Here is a 19485-nt window from a genome sequence, read left to right as displayed (position 1 = left end):
GCTTTATTATCCCGAAGCCTGATAAGCAAAGGCTAAGAAAAAAAGCTGCGATCGACCGCTCACTAAGGGATAGGGTCGGATGATCGCAGCTTTTTTGTTGTTGTTGGCGGAGCGGACTCTTGTACAAGGCACAATAGGAAACAAGCCCGCTATTTCTTTAAATGGTAAGGCACAGTCGTAACAATCACATCTCTCCGATACAGCAAATGTGCACGGATGAGCAAACTGGATTGATTGTGCAGGAAGTTATGCCAGCCCTTCTTGGGGATGAACTGCGGGATGACCACGGTAACCTGGTAGTCGGATTCGCTTGCCTTGCGCTGTACGGTATCGATGAATTTAGTCAGCGGCTGAATGATGCTCCGGTAAGGGGAGGGGAGTGTTACCAGCCGGATGTCCGGCTGCCACTTTTTCCATTTTTCCTGGAAAGCCGCCTCGTCCTCACGCTCAAACGGCACGTACACCGCGATAATTTGGCCTGCACCCAGCGATTTGGCATAATTCAGCGAGTTCTCCACCACATGCGTGATTCCCGCCACAGGCAGAATCATAACATTTCCCTCAATCGGTTTAACAGGCTCACAGGTTGTAATTCGCAGCTGGTCTGCTACGGCCTCGTAATGTTTGTGGATTCGGGTGAACAGCCAAATGATCAGCGGCAGGAATATCAAGACGGTCCACACTTGGGCAAATTTCGTAAAGAAGAAGATCATCGTCACGATAAAGCTGATACAGGCGCCGGTAGTGTTAATGATCAGCTTGACGACCCATCCTTCGGGCTTTTCGCGAATCCACTTCACCATCATCCCCGTCTGGGAGAGGGTAAACGGGATGAACACGCCGACGGCATACAGCGGAATCAGATGCTCGGTTTTGCCTTCGAAAGCCAGCAGCAACAGAATAGAGAAGAATCCAAGTATAATGATTCCGTTCGAATAACCCAGACGGTCTCCGCGGACGGTGAACATTCGGGGAATGAATTTATCTTTCGCCAGATTAACGGCAAGCAGCGGGAAGGCGGAATATCCCGTGTTGGCAGCCAGGATCAGAATGAGAGCCGTTGTTCCTTGGATGAAGTAATACAGAAAGTTTCGTCCAAAGGTATGCTCGGCAATCTGGGAAACGACCGTGACTTGCTCACTGGGGCTGACCCCATAGTAATAGGCCAGGTATACGATGCCCGAAAATAACAGGGCCAGCAAGGATCCCATCGCGACCAAGGTTTTGGCTGCATTATTCGGAGCGGGATCTTTGAAATTCGGGATGGCATTGGAGATGGCCTCAACGCCGGTCAGGGCGGAGCTGCCCGAGGCAAATGCCCGCAGAAGCAGGAACAAACTCAGCCCGGCGACAGGCGTGCCGATAGGCGTATGCAGCTCCGGAGATGCATGGCCTGTAGCAATGTTGTATATTCCAACGCCAATCAGGATAAACAGCGCGAGTACAAACAAGTAAACCGGATAAGCCAGTATGGAGGCCGACTCTGTAACCCCTCTTAAATTGAGTACGGTCAAACATAGCACGAACACGATGGAGATGGGCAGATTGTAGGCGTGCAATTCCGGAAATGCCGATGTGATTGCGTCCGTCCCCGCCGACACGCTGACTGCAACCGTCAGAATGTAGTCAACCAGCAGGGAGCCGCCGGCGACCAATCCCGGATACATGCCCAGATTCCGTTTGGAAACCACGTAGGCTCCGCCGCCATGCGGATATGAAAAAATAATCTGTCTGTACGACAGGATAAGTGCCAGCAATAAGACCAGGACGCCGACAGCAATCGGTATGGAGTACCAATAGGCAGCCGCGCCAACGGTCATCAAGACGATCAGGATTTGTTCCGGTCCATAGGCCACGGACGATAAGGCGTCGGATGAAAGGATGGCCAGCGCTTTGGTTTTGTTCAGCTTTTGCTCGCCCAATTCCGTAGATTTAAGCGGTCTTCCGATGAGGAATCGCTTGATTGAAGATAACATGGTTGTTTTCACCGCCGATTAAGATTAAGTTCATGATGAAAGCTGACTGATTGGACTTCAATCGGTGTGTTTCATGTGCAGGTCATACGAAAGGTCACCATTCCTATGCTGATTTTTGGCAAACAAAAAACACAGGTTAGAACCCTGTGTTTGATCACAAGTTCACAACCCTCCCGATCAACGCTGACGAGGTTAGCTGTCGGATTCGGGCGGTGAGAGTCGCCCTACCTGATGCCGTCGCGGCGTACGTACGCGATGCATCCGGATTCACCCCATAGTATGGATGAAGGATCCTATAGATATCCCTCCATACGATTGGTTCCCCCGCTTTCCATCAAGGAAATTAAGCGAATGTCATGTGAATATGAAGAATGTTTTCGAAGCTGAATAGTATATTACGCCTGCTCCAATCGTTTGTAAAACACCCTCCAACGAAAAATTAAGCAGAATTATTTATAAAAAATGACAAATAAGCGCTTACATGAATATGTGGCTTTGACAGGCTTTGTTTTTTGCATGTTTGCTACAGAAATCATGACTTTCTATATGCTGTACTTGCCAGTTGCTCAGGATGGATAGACGCCAATACAAAACAAATTCGCCATGCCGGTCTCGGGGGAGGAGACATGGCATGGCGAATTTTTGGGAGTGGTCCATGATTTGGCAAGGAAGAGAAAGGGTCTGGGTTTCTCTTCGTTGCTCTTGATAGGAATTACCCGGAAGGAAGTAGAATGAATCACCGATGCAGAAAAAAATGTAAGACTTTACTGGAGCCCTGATTTTCTTTTAAGATAAGGGGATATGATTCAGCGTGTACAAGGGGGAATAGACGAAATGACTCAAGCGATGATTCATCAGGAAAACGGCGTGTTTCCGGCGGTCTGTCCGTTGGATTGTCCCGATACTTGCGGCCTGCTGCTCCATAAAGAGAACGGAAAAATCGTGAAGGTTACCGGTAATCCGGATCATCCGATTACGCAGGGAGCCATCTGTAATAAAGTCCGAAATATGGCACATCGGGTGTATCATCCGGAGCGCGTGCTTTATCCGCTGCGGAGGATAGGGCCCAAGGGCGAGGGCGCTTTCGAGCGAATCAGCTGGGATGAAGCGGTTCAGGAGATTGCTGAACGCTACAAGAAGCTGATCGAGGAGCACGGCTCTGAGAGCATACTGCCTTACAGCTTCTACGGCAACATGGGAATTTTGAGCGTGGACGGCATGGATCGGAGGTTCTTCAACAGGCTGGGCGCCAGCCGGTTGAAGCAATCGATCTGTAATTCCGCAGGCAATGAGGGCTGGAAATCCGTTATGGGGTTTAATGGAGGCACCGTCCCGGAGGATACCGTACATGCCGACGTCATCATCGTCTGGGGCGGCAACATCGTCAGCACCAATATGCATCAGGTGGTGTTGGCAGAGAAAGCGCGCAAGGCCGGTGCCAAGGTCGTTGTCATCGACGTGCATAAGAACCAGACGGGGCAATGGGCGGATTGGTTCATTCCGCTGTTTCCGGGCACGGATGCGGCACTGGCCGTCGGCCTCATGCACATCATGTTCCGTGAAGGCTTGGTGAACGAGGAATTTCTCAGCGAGTATACGATCGGTCATGAAGCCTTGCGTGAGCATGTGAAAGACTATACACCGGAGCACGTATCCTCCATTACCGGAATTCAAGTTGAGGATATCGAGAGGCTGGCCGAGCTGTACGGCCGGGCAGATACTTCCTATATTCATATCGGTAACGGTCTTCAGCATCACGACAATGGCGGCTTGACGGTGCGCAGCATCGCGGCGCTTCCCGCCTTGACCGGACAATGGCTGAAGCGGGGCGGAGGGGCCGCCAAGTCGAACGGCGGCTACAACAGCATGGACAGCGATGCGCTCGAACGTCCCGATCTCCGGCCGAATCCGGATGCCCGGACGATTAACATGAACCGGATCGGCGAAGCGCTTGCCATGACCGAACAGCCGATTAAGTCGGTCTTTGTCTATTGCAGCAATCCGCTGGTTGTCGCTCCCGACACCGAGCGGGTAAGGGAAGGGTTTGCACGGGAAGATCTGTTTACGGTTGTTCATGACCTGTTTATGACGGATACGGCCAAGTATGCGGATATCGTGCTTCCGGCAACCTCCTCGTTCGAGAATACCGACCTGTTCGCTTCCTACTGGCATCAGTACATTCAGCTGCAGGAGCCGGTCATTCCGGCGCTTGGGGAGAGCAAGAGCAATGTAGAGCTGTTCTCCATGCTGGGGCGGGCTATGGGTTTCACTGACCCGGCCTTCCATGAGACGGAAGAGGAGATGATGGCAAGAGCACTCGACTTCCCGGATAACCCTTATCTGAACGGCGTCACGCTGGACAAGCTAAAGGAACACCGTTATGTGAAGCTTGACATGTCGCCGCTTGAAACGTATCTAGATCGTTTGCCGACGCCTTCGGGCCGGATTGAGTTATACTCCGTGCAATTGGAGGAGGCAGGTCTTCCGCCTCTTCCGACCTACGTGCCGCTCAAGGAAGGTTATGACGGCGTAAGGCGCGGACGCGGGCACAAATACCCGCTCATGTTCATTTCACCGCCGAACCACAACTTCCTGAATTCAACCTTTGCGAATGTGGAGAAACATCAGAGGTTGGAGAAGGAGCCAGCCCTGCAGATCCATCCGGAGGATGCAGAGGAACGCGGTATAGAGGACGGAGACATGGTTACGGTATACAACGACCGCGGAACCTATGAAGTTCGGGCCAAGGTAACGGATAAAATGCTGCCGGGCACCGTTGTCAGCCAAGGCTTGTGGTGGGAAGGCGAGGGGCGCAAGCAGCGCGCCAATGCCCTCACGCCCGACAGGCTGGCGGATCTGGGTGAAGGGGCTACCTTCTTCTCAACGGTGGTCGAGGTCAGGATGAAAATAACCGGTGCATAAAGATGATTACATTGACTGTCTTGCAGGTCTATATGACCTCAAGGCAGTCTTTTTTTAGACGAGGTTTAGCATCCCCTTTTATCGCAATAGAAACTTCTGTTAAATGCTGTCTGTCTATTGAGGAAGTACGTCGATAGACGTTTTTTTGTTGGCTGGGAAGGGTGAAACATTCCGGTAGAAGTATAAAAAATCGGGGTTTTATTATATAGATTCAAAATATTTCCATAGGTAGAATGATACTAAGTCAATTGCAAGCGGTTTCGAAAACGGTAAATATTCAGAGACCCGGCATGCTTTTACATCATTTCGTAACGGGAGGATAACTTATGCCGCAAGCTACTGCAGAACAGCAGCCGTCGCCCATTGCCCGGCAGCCAAAAGTCCATAGTAAAAGTTTTCTTAGGCGATTCATGAAGCAATGGGATGTTCAGCTCATGGTGATACCCGGCGTCATTCTAGTTTTCATTTTTGCCTATCTGCCTATGTACGGCGTAATAACCGGATTTATGGATTATAACCTATTCACCGGCTCGAGAATTTGGGATAACCCGTGGGTTGGTTTTAAACATTTTGAAGATTTTTTTGCCGCCCCCGAGTTTGAAAGAATTTTGCGCAACACGATTGTAATCAGTTTATTGAAATTCTTTATCGGATTTCCAGCACCGATTGTACTGGCACTTTTATTGAATGAAGTTCGCCATATGTTATTCAAAAGAGTCATCCAGACGATTACATATCTGCCTCATTTCTTATCATGGGTTATTGTGGCAGGGTTCACCACCGCCTTGCTATCAACGGAGAACGGAAGCATCAACATTCTGCTGGAGAGCCTAGGGGCCATTGATGAACCGATCAATTTCCTTTCGTTAAAGGAGTATTTTTGGTCGATCCTGATTTCGGCCAACGTATGGAAGGAAATCGGATTTAACTCGATCGTCTTTCTGGCTGCAATAGCAAGTATCGATCCGGCGCTGTACGAGGCTGCAGACATTGACGGGGCTAGCAAGACCAAGCAGATCTATCTGATTACGCTTCCTTCGATTATGCCAGTAGTCATCATCTTCATGATTCTTGCTATCGGTAACTTGCTCAATGCAGGCTTTGAGGACATCTTGCTCCTGGCATCCAATCCGGTGCTGCGGCCGGTATCCGATGTCATTGATACGTATGTCTATCGAGTAGGCCTAGGGTCACACCGTTATTCTTATGCGGTTGCTATCGGATTGTTCAAGGCGATTATCAGTGTTGGACTGCTTACGATCGCGAACTATCTGGCTCGAAGATCTGGTAATAGCTTATGGTAACAATCATGAGCCTTCAGGAGGTACGGCATGTTAAAAAGAATTAGCTTTGGTGATAAGGTCGTGCTTATCGTGATATACGTGTTCCTTAGTTTATTAGCCTTCTCGGCACTCTATCCTTTCTGGAATGCGGTGGCTGTTTCCTTCAATGTAGGTGTCGATACAGCAAAGGGCGGAGTCACCTTCTGGCCAAGAGAATTCACAACCGAAAATTATAAAATCATTCTTCAGGACGACCGACTGCTTAACGGGTTCTTCATATCCATAAGTCGTACCCTAATCGGAACCGCAACCTCCATATTCATGACAGCGCTCCTCGCATTCGGGATGACCCGTACTTATCTAGTCGGTCGCAAATATTACACATTGTTCTTTATATTTACGATCTACTTTAACGGAGGTTTGATCCCTACCTATCTCCTGTACCGTTCACTCGGTCTGATGGACAGCTTTCTAGTATTTATAATCCCATCCTTGATCAGCGTGTGGAACATGATCATATTCCGAACCTTCTTTAAAGGTCTTCCCGCCGGCTTGGAGGAATCGGCCAATATTGACGGCTGCAGCAATTGGGGCACATTCTTCCGGATTATTATCCCCTTGTCCGGACCGGTTATCGCCACGCTGGCTTTGTTGACCGCCGTTGGCCATTGGAATGACTGGTTTCTGCCGAGTATCTACATCACCAGTGATCCTTTACTCCCCATTCAGACGATTCTGCGGCAGACCTTGAATGCCAATATTGTATCGGGTTCAAGCTCCGTGCTCGATAGCGCTTCGGTTGCCCTACTGGATCAAGCAAGGCAAATCACTTCAAAATCGCTCACAATGGCGATGATGATCGTGGTGACTTTACCGATCATTCTTGTCTATCCTTTTGTGCAAAAGTATTTTGTCAAAGGTGTGCTGGTAGGCTCGCTAAAGGAGTAGTTGACGAACGGTTTAAGGCGAATAGCTTTGAACATATATATTTTTGTTAATGAGAGGGGTTAAGTGAATGAGAAAGACGAAAAAGCCGTTGCTCGTATTGGTCTCGTTGCTATTGATAATGGTTACGGCTCTAGCGGGATGCGGAAAATCGGCAGCTCCAGCTCCAGCACCACCGGCAGCGAACAATGATGGCGAGAAGAAAACCGACCCGCCAGCAGAGGGGAATAGTGACGGTAAATGGGTGCTTGGTGAGAAGCCGCTGGAGTTTTCAGCATATTCTCACTATGAGAACTCGGACTTCCCTAAATGGGAAAGCACGCCTGTCGGTAAATATTTAAGTGAAGAAAAACAAGTGAAAATCAACATGATTGCGGCTGCTGGAGCACATACGCAAAAGCTGAGTGCGATGATGGCTTCCGACGAGCTGCCGGATATGATCTGGACAGACAAGAACCATCCAGACATGGAGAGACTCCGCAAAGAAGGAAAGCTGGTAGCTTATGATGATTATTTGGATAAGTATCCCAACCTGAAGACATGGATGGGCGATCTGAACATGTTACGTTCAGATGATGGCAAGCTGTACATGTTCCCTAACTGGTATTCATCCAATCCATACGGTAACGCCGGTTACGTAGTTAACAAGAAAATCTATAAAGAGCTGGGCGAGCCTCCGCTCGAAACAACGGACGATCTATATGATTATCTGGTGAAAGTTAAAGATAAGTACGGCAGCAGCATCATTCCGTTCGAGCCGCACCGTGCACAGGAAAGACAGGGACTTGGCGTGTTATACACGGCCTTCGGAGAGGGAGCGAGTTACACGAATCTGAATGCTAGCTTGCTTGCTGTTCCAAAAGACGGAAAGCTGACGTCAGTACTTACAGATCCGGTATTCCGAGAGGCTCAGAAATATATTGCTAAACTGTACAGAGAGAAGCTCATTTCTCAAGATGCCTTTAACCAAACGGAAGATCAGATTTTGGAGAAAGTCATGACAGGCAGAGTGGCAGTTTTTGCAGGAGCAAGTCCCACAACGATGGCAGGCGAAGCGCACCCTGAACTGATCAAACAAGATCCGGATGGCGGGTATTTCATGATTTGGCCTATTCATAAGCCAGGTCTGGATAAGAATAAGATTTATCCGGGCACCTATACGAGCTTTGGATGGAATGCTGCCTATATTACAACGGATGCTGAGGACCCTGAAGCGATTTTCGCATTCCTCGACTGGTACACAGGTCCGGAAGGGATGAACGTTCAATTTTTCGGTCCGGAAGGAAAGAACTGGGATGGATTCGATGAAGATGGTAAGCCGAATTTCACCGAGAATTATGATCCGGCAGAAGTAGCAGAGATTCAATCTAAGAATGAGCCTGTTATGTTCGTAGGCAATACGAGTTATATTGACCCTGCCAAATATAAATACATGGAGAATCTCCCCTTCGAAGAACAGGACTGGAGAACACGTTACCAACAAACGATTACTTGGCCAACTCAATTAAACGTTACAGAATTTGTTAACCTTAATCCGGCTCCAGATTCGGATGAAGGCATTATCAAAGCATCTGTCGATGAACTTTTCCTCGAAATCTATGCTAAGTCCGTCATGGCGAAGAGCGACGAAGAGGTTGATAAAATTCTCGACCAAGGAAACAAGGATTTGATGGATCTGGGCTATGGTCAGCTTCTGGAATGGAGGACGATCAAATGGCAAGAGAATTTAGCTAAACTGAACGGAAAATAAATAACACAGTGACATCAAGGGGACTTCCCAAAGAATCCATAAGGTTCTTTGGGATATCTCTGTTTGCGAACTAAATATGTAAATCAAGCAGTTATTTATAATTGTCTGGAGGGGGTTCCATGTACAAGGTGCTGCTAGTCGATGATGAAGAGCTGGATCTCGAAGGAATGAAAAGATTCATTCCTTGGCCTGATCTGGGTATGACAGTCGTGGGAAGCGTCAATAATGCGTTGTCGGCATGTGAAATTATCAAGAACGAGGATATCGATATACTGGTCAGCGACGTCAATATGCCTTATATGTCTGGACTCGAGCTGGCACGGATTGCGCTTGAACATAAACCTAACATGCGAGTCATATTCGTCAGCGGATATCAGGAATTCAGTTATGTACAGCAAGCACTCTTATTGAACGCTTATAGTTATGTTCTCAAGCCGATGAACGATAGGGAGCTTGTTGCTTCCTTAATCAAGGTAAAGCGGGATCTAGATGAAGAAAACAAGCAGCGCGAGGTGGAGATGGCTTATCAGGAGATGATCCCCATTGTCAAAAGCGATTTCCTTATACGTCTGCTTGAGCGGGAAGAATCAGAAGAATTACTGACAAAGATGAGTATCTCTTATGAATTCGACCAGTTGAAATGGCCGGTTCGCGTCGCAGTCATGGAGCTCGATAATGTTTCATGGCGTCAGGCGGGGAGCCTTTCCTCACAGAGGGAATTGGCTAGAATATTCCTGCAACGTATTCAAGAGGCGATTACGGATAGTGGGAGCGGCATGCTTCCTTACTGTAAGCTGTCTTCGCAACGAGTAGCGATACTGCTGGAGGACAGTAACGCTACTCCAACGATAAGTACACTGATGGATAGCGTTCAGCAGCATTTGATGACATCCATGACAACGGGCATTGGTGAACCCGTACGCACCTTGGATCAACTACACCTGTCGTACAGGCAAGCTGTTGAAGCGGTGGAAGGCAAGATGTTTCTGGGCAAGGGAAGTATTATCAAGTATGAAGACGTCAGTGCCGAGCCGGGAATGCTGGATGCAAGGATGCTTGATGAACGCATGAACGTCCTCTTTAAGGCAATGAAGGAATACGAGCTGGTTCAAATCTGTGACGAACTGGAAAAATTATTCGGTTCTATAAGGAGTCTGCGCTCCCGTTTTACCGTGCATAATATGTCGAACTATATTATATGGAAGCTCGAACAATATTTAAGCAGTCGAAATGAAGACTTGTTTGACCTGTTAGGCATGGATATTCATCATCTTGATATCTTGATGCAGTTCGAAACCGTCAGCGATATTCGTTCATGGTTCATCCAGCGTATATTCGAAATTTCGGAAAGATTATATGAGAAATCCAATTCTAAAGATAGCAAATTCATCCGCAGTGTCATCCAAACGATGAAAGAACGAATGAGCGAGAATATAACGATCAAGGATATTGCCCAGCATTTCTCTTTTTCGCCGAGTCATATCGGATTTTTGATTAAAGAGAGGTCCGGAAATACGTTTAATGAACTGCTTGTACAACTGCGTATGGAAAAAGCATGTGAATTGCTAAAACAGCCTGGCCTTAAGGTTTATGAAGTCGCCGATCAGGTAGGATACCGCTATCTTCCTTATTTCAGCCGACAATTCAAAGAAAAATTTGCCATGACACCCATGGAATATCGAAAGAGAGAATTGGGATGAACAATCACTGGATTCCATCATCCGGAACAGACGGCAAGAAGCTGGGGTATATACCCGTCGGTTATAAGCTCATGCTGACCTTTACGCTCTTTACTTTGCTATTGGTTTCTGTAAATTTCTATATTTCGCATTCGATGTATGATGAGACTATGCGCGAACAGACCCGCGTCAACATTCAGGGGACGCTTCAGCAGATTCGGGATAACGTTGCCTATAAGGTGGATGATATCGTCCAAACATCGGCGACGTTGTATGATGATCCTGCATTCATTCAGAGCGTCCGCCGGAATTTATCGGGTGCTGAGAACTATGTCCGTATGAACAATGTGATTCTCCCCAAGCTAGAAAGCGCTGCAAAGGCGGTTGGTCTTAATTTAAGGCTGTCCGTCTATTTTCATAATCAAACGGTGTACGAGAAGTATAAAAATTGGAATCACGAAATCAACCAAGATTTCAACGAACAAACCTATGATATTTACCATATGACCCGAGTCTCCAATGAGTTTTGGTATTTCACACTGCCGGGGGAGAAATACAATGCAACCATGATCTGGAGGCAGGTGGAAGAGGATGAGCGGGATGGACGGATCTCGATGATTCGACGAATGGTGGATATGAACAATCCGCTGCAAATTAAGGAAGTGGGAATCATGCGGTTCAGTGTTCGCTTATCGCAGCTGTTCGATAGTGTAGATTACACGAAACTTGGGGACGGAAGTATGTTATCAGTATTGGATCCCTTCGGGAATGTGGTGTTTACCTCCGGCCCATCTGTTGAAGACAATTACGACACCCTCATCAAAATAAATGAACCTACGGGGTTAACAGCACACGATCAAAAGCATTATTTGATCATCGAAGAAAATTTGCCACAGAAGAACTGGAAGATCGTTGCACAAGTTCCCCTTAATATTATTGAACAGGAAGCGAAGAGAGTACGAACGATTTTGATTGTTATTTGTATCATCTGCGTAGTGTTATTTACATATACGGGGTATGTTATTTCTCGATCTTTTTCTAAACGAATCCTGAAGATTGTAGGAGTACTCAATGCATTTCGGGAAGGGGATCTGCATAAACGGATCGCTTATCGGGGCAAGGGGGAGTTCCCTCAAATTGCGAATGCCTTGAATGCGATGGGCGAAGATATTGAAGCATTAATAAAAAAAGTGTATTTAACTCAGCTACAGAAGAAGGAAGCAGAGCTTGAAATGCTGCAAACGCAGATTAATCCTCATTTCTTATACAATACGCTATCCTCCATTAATCAGCTTGCGAAATTCGGCAAGACGGAGAAACTTCAGGATATGGTTGTGCAGCTGGCACAATTTTATCGGCTTACCTTAAATTCAGGCAGAATATTGATACCCATCGTATTAGAGATTGAGCAGGCCAATGCGTATCTGGATATTCAAAAAGTGAAATATGGTCAGCGCATGGAAGTCACATTTGATATCGACACGAATATATGGCCTTACGAGACTATCAAACTGATTTTACAGCCCTTCATTGAAAATGTGCTGAAGCATGCTTGGAGTGGAGATCGTATTCATATTCGGGTTTCAGTCAAACAGGAAGGCGATGATATCCTGTACAGAATAATAGATGATGGCCTGGGTATGAAGCAGGAACGAATCCAAGAGATATTGGATCCCCAGGATCATAGTCACACGGGCTGCGGAATTCGAAACATCGACCAGCGGGTGAAGCTGCATTACGGGAGCGAATACGGCGTGTCCATCTTCAGCAAAGTCGGAATCGGGACCTCGGTTCAAATACGTATACCTGCAAGATCCAGAAATTCAAACCCCGATAAGAAGGCGGCGGAGTAGACGGGGAGCTCTGAACCAAGGGGTTCTTCAAGAATTGAGAATTCGCTGTTATGGTAAAGCGTCAATGAGTGTGCTTGCTAAAAATGGATCTCTCAAGCGATACTAGGATTTGGGCGATAAGAAGTGACAAGCAATGTTCATTCTTTCAGGATTATAGGGACAACAAAAAGACGGCGTTCGCCTCATTTTGAAGAATAATTAGAAAAAGCCCGCATGGGCTTTTTTTTAACATATAAGAATTTATAAAGTTTTTTGGGGTCCCCGCAAAGTATTTGGAATAAGCATCGGAGCATAGGCTCCACTTTGTGGGGCTATTTTAGGTTATATGCGTAAATATACTGCTGTGAGGCTGCTGGGAGATAATAAACATGAAATGGTTGGAGCAGTACCCTAAGGAAGTAAGAGGTTTTCTTGTTGCAAGTCTCGTTGCTTCTGCAGGCGGGTCCCTGATGTGGCCGCTGACAACGATGTATGTATTCGATGAACTGGGACGCAGCATGAAGGATGCGGGCTTTGTCATACTGATTCAGTCCATGGGGGGAATTGCCGGTCAACTCCTTGGCGGCGCGCTGTACCACCGGGTCGGGGTGAAAAAGCTCATTGTGGGCTCGCTGCTGCTGAATGCCCTCGGACTGTTCACCCTTCCGTTCATTAATGGCCTATGGGGCTTGTTCATCGCGATGATGGGTTTCATCGGATTTTGTAACGCGGTATCGATGCCGGCCATTCAAGCATTTATCGGCTTCCGGTTTGCCGATCGGCGGGGCGAATTGTTTAATGTCATTTATGTTGCGAATAATATCGGCGTAGCCTTAGGAACGGCCATGAGTGGTTTCCTGGCGGAAATATCGTATCATTTAAGCTTTGTCTTAAACGGCGTCACGTCCTTCGGATTTGCGATTTTCTTCCTGTCCTACCTGACGAAGCTGGGCGGAGCGGGCGCATCGCAAGGGTCCCATCATCCCCAGCCCAAGAGTCCGCTGCCGGCGGGCCCCGGGGCTTGGGCATTGCTCGGAAACACCCGGATTTATCTCTTTATGGGATTGGGTTCTCTTTTCCTGTGGTTCGGTAATTCCATCTGGAACACAGGGGTGTCTCCGTTCATCATCTCGGAGGGAATGTCCAAGACGGCTTACGGTTATTTATGGACGCTGAACGGGATCCTCATTTTTGCCGCTCAGCCGCTCACGAATGCCATTAAGCGCTGGGCGGCCCGTACGGAGAGCAGTCAGATGACGGCAAGCGCTTTGTTCTATCTGGCAGCTTATGTCGTCATTGTGACGGTGCACAGTTATCCGGGCATGATCCTGGCGATGGTGCTGGCCACACTGGGGGAAATGCTGATTTCGCCTGCGATCCCGGCTTTTATCTCGGAGCGTGCAGGACAAGCGGCTCCGTTCTATATCGGCGTGACAGGCGGCATGGGTGCCGCAGGCCGGGTGATTGGGCCTTATGCGATGGGAACGATGTATGACGGCGGCGGGTTGGCGCCGGTGGCATGGTTGGCTGTAGGTGTTGCCGTGTTGTCATTCCTGTCATTTGCCGTACATGCCCGGATTAGTAAGAACATCCCGCTGCATTACGACGCTCATGACAAGAATGCAGGTCACCTTAACGCATAGCTTATGTTTAATAGTTGATATAATTCAGGATATAGGATTAAGCAGCAGGCCTTCATCGGAGCTTGCTGCTTTTTTTTGTTTACGGTTTAAGTCTTACACCACTTGTCAAAGAAACGCCTTACAAAAAAAATAAAAAGGATATTGAAATCGCTCTCAGAGGGAGCTATAATGAACTTGTCGAAACGTTTCAAAACATAATGCGTTTTTTGAAGTGATCAAGCAAGTGATCTATTTATTATGAATACACAATAGCATGTTTATCCCTAGGGTAACCATGGAAAGGTGCTTTATAGGGGGAATGAAGAGACAGTAGGATTATAGAAACAACCTTTATCCGGCGTCTTTATTTTTTCGAATAAAATCGAAACGTTTCGAAGTAAGTGCTTTCAATTAGGTTTTGCATTACGTTTCGCATGGTGGTAAACATTAAAAACGGGGTGAATGTAGAATGAGAAAAAAATCAATATTGTGGACGTTGGCAGCATTGCTGGTGTTCTCCGTCGTATTAGCCGGATGCTCGGGCGGGTCTGAGAAAGCAGATGGAGGTAGCGAAGGCGGTGGAGGCAAGAAGGAACTGAAAGTTTGGCTGATGGGTGACACATCTGACGAAACCTTGATTAAGCAATATGAAGAGAAGAATCCAGGCGTTAAGGTAAGCGTTCAATTGATTCCTTGGGGCAGTGCCCATGACAAGCTGCTTACAGCGGTTGCATCCAAAAGCGGCCCAGACGTCGTGCAGATGGGAACAACCTGGATTCCGGAATTTGCTCAGGCTGGAGCTTTGCTCGATCTGACGCCTTATCTTGAGCAGTATCCAAACTTGAAGCAAGAAAATTATTTTGACGGTGCTGTGCAAACCATGAGTTATGATGACAAGGTTGTCAGCATCCCATGGTATGTGGAAACGCGGGTACTGTTCTACCGTACAGACATTCTGGCTGAAGTAGGCTATCCGGAAGGTCCTAAGACTTGGGATGAAATGAAGGATGCCGGTAAGAAACTGGCAGCGAGAGGAGACGGCAATTACGCAATCACCATTGATGCTAAAGATATGAACTATCTGTCCATGTTTGCTTGGCAGAATGGAAGCGCTATGATCGACGAAAACAGGAAGCCTCATTTTAACGAGCCGGAATTCATGGGAGCCATGGAATACCTGAAGAGCTTCTATGATACGGGTATGACGCCGCTTGCCAGTGATTTGGATCTGTTTGCCGCATTTAAAGACGGACAATTCCCGATGTTTATCAGCGGTCCTTGGATGATTCAGGGCGTTAAAGACAAAGCGCCTGAGATTGAAGGCAAATGGGCTACGACGACACTCCCGGCTAAAGAAAACAATGCATCGTTCCTCGGCGGAGCGAACATGTCGGTATTCAACACAACGGAAAATGCAGATGAAGCCGTTAAATTCATCTCCTTCATGAGTGAAAAAGAATCGCAGCTGACCAACTATGATGTGGCTAAAAACCTGCCTGCTGTTAAGAGTGCATGGGAAGACCAACGCTTTGAAGATCCGATTTTTGCTACCTTCGGAAAACAGCTCGAAAGCGCTAAGCCTGTTCCGTTCATTAAGGAGTGGGATGCTATCTCCCAAGAAGCCATTGCCGCATTTGAGAAAATTACGCTTGGCGGTGCTGACATCAAAGCAGAAATGGATCTTTTAAATCAGAAAGCTACTGAAATTCTAAACAAAAAATAAGAGTGCGTCTTAAGCGCAGCCCGGCTTGTTTTTTCGAAGGATGAAACAAGCCTGACTGCTTCCAAAGAGCGTTATTCTTTTATTGAGAAACCCACACTTGCAGGAGGTGAATGACATTGCAGAACTTTATCAAGCGCTTTAACCAATATAAATATCCTTATATGTTTATTGCGCCCGCACTGGTGCTGCTTCTGACGTTCTCAATCATTCCGATCATCATTGCGCTTGTCATCAGCTTCACGAATATCGACCTGGCGGGTCTCGCCAACTATTCCAATATTGAAGCCGTCGGCTTCGATAATTTCATGAATGTATTTAAAGATCCGGTTTTTCTGAAATCGATGTTTAACACCATGTTCTATGTTATTATCGGTGTTCCGTTTGTCGTTATGCTTGCCATGGGTGCTGCATTGCTGCTTAACTATGGCACGGGATGGTTGTTTAAGACATTCCGCGTTGTTTATTATATGCCTTCCATTACGAATATTGTGGCGGTCGCGGTTGTTTGGGGATACCTGTATAACAGCCATTACGGCCTCTTTAACCATATGTTATCCTGGTTTGGTATTCCCGCACAGCAATGGCTGAATGATCCTACACTTGCCAAGTTATCTTTGATTCTTCTGGCTGTATGGAAATCGATTGGCCTCAATATGATCATTTTTCTGGCTGCGCTGCAAGGCATTCCACGCTCCTATTATGAAGCGGCGGAGATCGATGGTGCAAGCAAATGGAAAAAACTGTTGTACATCACGGTTCCGCTCCTTAGCTTTGCTACCTTCTTTGTCACGATTACGACGCTGATCGGCTGGATTCAATTCTTCGAGGAGCCACTGGTTATGACCAAGGGCGGACCGCTGAACTCCACGATGTCGATGGCCCTCTTTATTTATAACAATGGCTTCCAGCTTAGCAATTTTGGTTATGCGGCTGCAGGATCGTTTGTGCTCTTCATCATCATTATCGCTGTAACGGTCGTACAATTCGCAGTCAAGAGAAAAGATGTCGAATATTAAGTTTCAGGTTCAACCGATGTTTTCGTATCGTAACTGAAGGAGGCTCAGGGTATGGCAGCTAAAAGAATTGAGAAAACAGTCATGACGGTGCTGCTCATTGCAGGAGGACTGCTGATGATGATTCCGTTTATCTGGATGATCACGTCCTCATTCAAGCCGGAAAATGAATTTACGGCAGTTCCGCCGACGCTATTACCGAAAGAATTTACAATTGAAAATTATGTGGATTTATTTACGAAGCTGGACTTTATCGTATACCTGAAAAATACGCTTATCATTGTGTTCTGGTCTTTTGTCGGTCTGTTCCTCAATGCACTTGCAGGATATGCATTCGCTAAATACGAGTTTCCCGGCAACAAGAAGCTGTTTTATCTCGTGCTGGCAACGATGATGATTCCGGGACAGGTTACCATGATTCCGGTCTACCTGCTGATTAATGCCATGGGATTGACTAACACGATGGCGGGTATTGTGCTGCCTGGCTTGGTCGGAGCATTCGGGATTTTCCTCTTCCGTCAGTTCATGTCCACGATCCCTACGGATCTGATTGAAGCATCCAGGCTGGATGGAGCGGGAGAGCTGCGGATTTTCTTCCAGTTGATCGTTCCGATCACGAAGCCGGTATTTGCGGTACAGGGAATTTTGGCCTTCATCGGCGCTTGGAACAGTTTCCTGTGGCCTCTCATCATGGCAAATGACCAAAAGCTTTATACGCTTTCGGTGGGTCTGCAGCTTCTGAAAGGACAGCACGGATCTGATTTCGGCCTCCAGATGGCAGGCGCTGCATTTATGGTTGTTCCGATTATCATCGTATTTTCTTTCTTCCAAAAACATATTATTGAAGGATATACGATCTCTGGCATGAAATAAAATAGATAGAGTTTTTTTAGTAGTAGAAGGGGCGTAAGGAAATGGCAACGATTAAGGATGTGGCAAAGCTCGCTGGAGTCGCCTTGTCAACGGCTTCATACGCGTTAAGCGGCGACAGCAGAGTGAGTTCCAAGACAAGATCAAAGGTGCTCGAGGCAGCAAGGCAGTTGAATTATCGGAAGAACGGATTTGCCATGGATTTGAAGCGGAGCCGCACCAAGACAATCGCTCTTATTCTGACGGATCTATCCGGGCCTTATTATTCCGAGCTGATTCGAAGCGTACAGGAAGTCGCTTTAACCAACGGATATGATCTGATCGCCTGTAGTTCGATGGGTGGCAGAGATTCAACGGCGGTTAAGTTTTTGAGAGAGAAAAGGGCGGACGGTGCCATCATACTTGCACCTAATATCCGGGATGAAGTTCTGATCGAGACCTCGGGTCCCCAATTTCCGATTGTCGTGATGGATCGTCCATTGTGCAGCGAATACCTGGTCAATGTGCTGGTCGATGGGGAACAAGGAGGATACAAGGCTACCCGGTATCTGCTTGAGAACGGTCATCGGTATGTAGCATACATCAGCGGTTCGTCAGATTCGTACGATAACCATTTGCGTTATCAGGGATATTTACGGGCACTTGCCGAGGCAGGGCTGGAGGAACAGTCGAAATGGCGTCTCAGCGGCAACTTCGTGCGCGAGGGCGGTTACAATGCAACCAAAATGATGATTATGCAAGGAGCTCTTCCTTCGGCGGTGTTCTACGGCAACGACGAGATGGCCATCGGAGGATTGAAGGCTTTTGAGGAGAGCGGCATATCGGTGCCGGATGATGTATCCGTCATCGGATATGACGATATACAATTAGCCGAATATGTGAATCCGCCGCTAACCACGATCAAGCAGCCCAAGAGCGAGGCGGGATCGCTTGCAGCCCATTTGTTGTTTCAGATATTGGCCGGTGAATCCGTGAAGCAGTCTTATATGCTGACGACCGAGATGATGGAACGGGCATCTGCAGGAAAGAGCAAAGTAGAGAATTAATGGACCGGATTGGAGATGAGGAACTTGGCATGGATCACGTGTGATTTTTATTCCGAAACACTGAAACTGTCTACCGGCATAGAGGTTTTTCTGCCGCAAGCCGCTTTGCTGCCGTACGGTTCTTCTTCGAAACTGCCGGTGCTTTATTTGCTTCACGGACGAGGAGCGGATCAGACCGAATGGATGCGCAGGTCGTCCATCGAACGATATGCCGAGAATAAAGGCATCGCGCTCGTGATGCCGGGAGTCGGACGAAGCTATTATATGGACATGGCAAACGGCTTGCCTTACTTTACCTTCCTGAGCGAGGAAATTCCTCAGCTCGTTCAGTCGTTCTTTCCGGTGTCAGGGCGAAGAGAAGATACCTTTGTTGCTGGGATTTCCATGGGCGGGTATGGGGCATTCAAGCTGGCGCTTCGTTATCCCGAGCGTTATGCGGCAGGCGCAAGCCTGTCAGGTGGGCTGGATCTCGCCAGCCGCGCTGCAGGACCCGGCTTTCAGGAGGCAGAAATCCGTACCCTGTTTGGAAGCGTCGATCGATTGCGAGGAAGCCGGGACGATTTACTGTTCTTAGCCTCGGAATTCGCGGCATACCGTGGTGACAAACCGATGCTGTATCAGTGCTGTGGGACAGAGGACTTTTTGTATAACGATAATCAAACCTTTAAACGCTATGCGGATAGCCTGGGACTTCATATCACTTATGAGGAAGAACCCGGCGGTCATGAATGGGGATATTGGGATCGCAAAATTCAGCGGGTGCTGGATTGGCTGCCCCTGCCCTGAGTTTTTTGTCCGCATCTATTGAAACGTTTCGATTTAAT

The 19485-nt window shown here is 47.6% G+C and carries 13 protein-coding genes and 1 riboswitch; of the genes, 12 read left to right on the top strand and 1 reads right to left on the bottom strand.

Annotation, left to right across the window (positions count from 1 at the left end):
• Positions 1–149: 149 nt before the first annotated feature.
• On the bottom strand, positions 150–1976 hold the full coding sequence (locus DP091_RS18040; protein WP_113059590.1) for an APC family permease: 1827 nt from the start codon (positions 1974–1976) through the stop codon (positions 150–152).
• 165 nt (positions 1977–2141) lie between these two features.
• Positions 2142–2336, bottom strand: a riboswitch (cyclic di-AMP (ydaO/yuaA leader).
• A gap of 474 nt (positions 2337–2810) precedes the next feature.
• Between DP091_RS18040 and DP091_RS18035 the strand changes: the two genes are divergently transcribed.
• The 12 genes from DP091_RS18035 (at position 2811) to DP091_RS17980 (ending at position 19447) form a co-directional block, all read left to right on the top strand.
• The gene (locus tag DP091_RS18035) at positions 2811–4898 is read left to right on the top strand and encodes a molybdopterin-containing oxidoreductase family protein (RefSeq protein WP_258394607.1); all 2088 of its coding nucleotides are present in this window, start codon (positions 2811–2813) and stop codon (positions 4896–4898) included.
• A gap of 326 nt (positions 4899–5224) precedes the next feature.
• Positions 5225–6202 (top strand): ABC transporter permease, encoded by a 978-nt coding sequence (locus DP091_RS18030; RefSeq protein WP_258394606.1) that lies wholly within the window; start codon positions 5225–5227, stop codon positions 6200–6202.
• Positions 6203–6229: 27 nt separating this feature from the next.
• Positions 6230–7129: a carbohydrate ABC transporter permease gene (locus DP091_RS18025; RefSeq protein WP_113059588.1), complete on the top strand. Its 900-nt coding sequence runs from the start codon at positions 6230–6232 to the stop codon at positions 7127–7129.
• Positions 7130–7196: 67 nt separating this feature from the next.
• The gene (locus DP091_RS18020) at positions 7197–8876 is read left to right on the top strand and encodes an extracellular solute-binding protein (RefSeq protein WP_113059587.1); all 1680 of its coding nucleotides are present in this window, start codon (positions 7197–7199) and stop codon (positions 8874–8876) included.
• A 119-nt stretch (positions 8877–8995) separates the two neighbouring features.
• Entirely contained in the window at positions 8996–10576 is a 1581-nt protein-coding gene (locus tag DP091_RS18015; protein WP_113059586.1) for a response regulator, read from the top strand.
• Positions 10573–12408: a sensor histidine kinase gene (locus DP091_RS18010; RefSeq protein WP_113059585.1), complete on the top strand. Its 1836-nt coding sequence runs from the start codon at positions 10573–10575 to the stop codon at positions 12406–12408. Before DP091_RS18015 ends, DP091_RS18010 begins: the two co-directional genes overlap by 4 nt.
• A gap of 368 nt (positions 12409–12776) precedes the next feature.
• Positions 12777–14030, top strand: coding sequence for an MFS transporter (locus tag DP091_RS18005; RefSeq protein WP_113059584.1), 1254 nt, complete (start codon positions 12777–12779; stop codon positions 14028–14030).
• Positions 14031–14478: 448 nt separating this feature from the next.
• Positions 14479–15732, top strand: a complete 1254-nt coding sequence (locus tag DP091_RS18000) for a sugar ABC transporter substrate-binding protein (RefSeq protein WP_113059583.1) — start codon at positions 14479–14481, stop codon at positions 15730–15732.
• 128 nt (positions 15733–15860) lie between these two features.
• Positions 15861–16748, top strand: coding sequence for a carbohydrate ABC transporter permease (locus DP091_RS17995; protein WP_373456931.1), 888 nt, complete (start codon positions 15861–15863; stop codon positions 16746–16748).
• Positions 16749–16799: 51 nt separating this feature from the next.
• Positions 16800–17618, top strand: a complete 819-nt coding sequence (locus DP091_RS17990) for a carbohydrate ABC transporter permease (protein WP_100540992.1) — start codon at positions 16800–16802, stop codon at positions 17616–17618.
• A 41-nt stretch (positions 17619–17659) separates the two neighbouring features.
• Positions 17660–18661, top strand: coding sequence for a LacI family DNA-binding transcriptional regulator (locus DP091_RS17985; RefSeq protein ID WP_113059581.1), 1002 nt, complete (start codon positions 17660–17662; stop codon positions 18659–18661).
• A 24-nt stretch (positions 18662–18685) separates the two neighbouring features.
• Positions 18686–19447 (top strand): alpha/beta hydrolase, encoded by a 762-nt coding sequence (locus DP091_RS17980; RefSeq protein ID WP_113059580.1) that lies wholly within the window; start codon positions 18686–18688, stop codon positions 19445–19447.
• Positions 19448–19485 lie beyond the last annotated feature (38 nt).

Source organism: Paenibacillus sp. MDMC362 (genome assembly GCF_003269305.1).
GTDB lineage: Bacteria > Bacillota > Bacilli > Paenibacillales > Paenibacillaceae > Paenibacillus_AQ.
The sequence above is the reverse complement of the archived record's forward strand: the minus strand, read 5'-3'. Positions and strand labels throughout refer to the sequence as shown.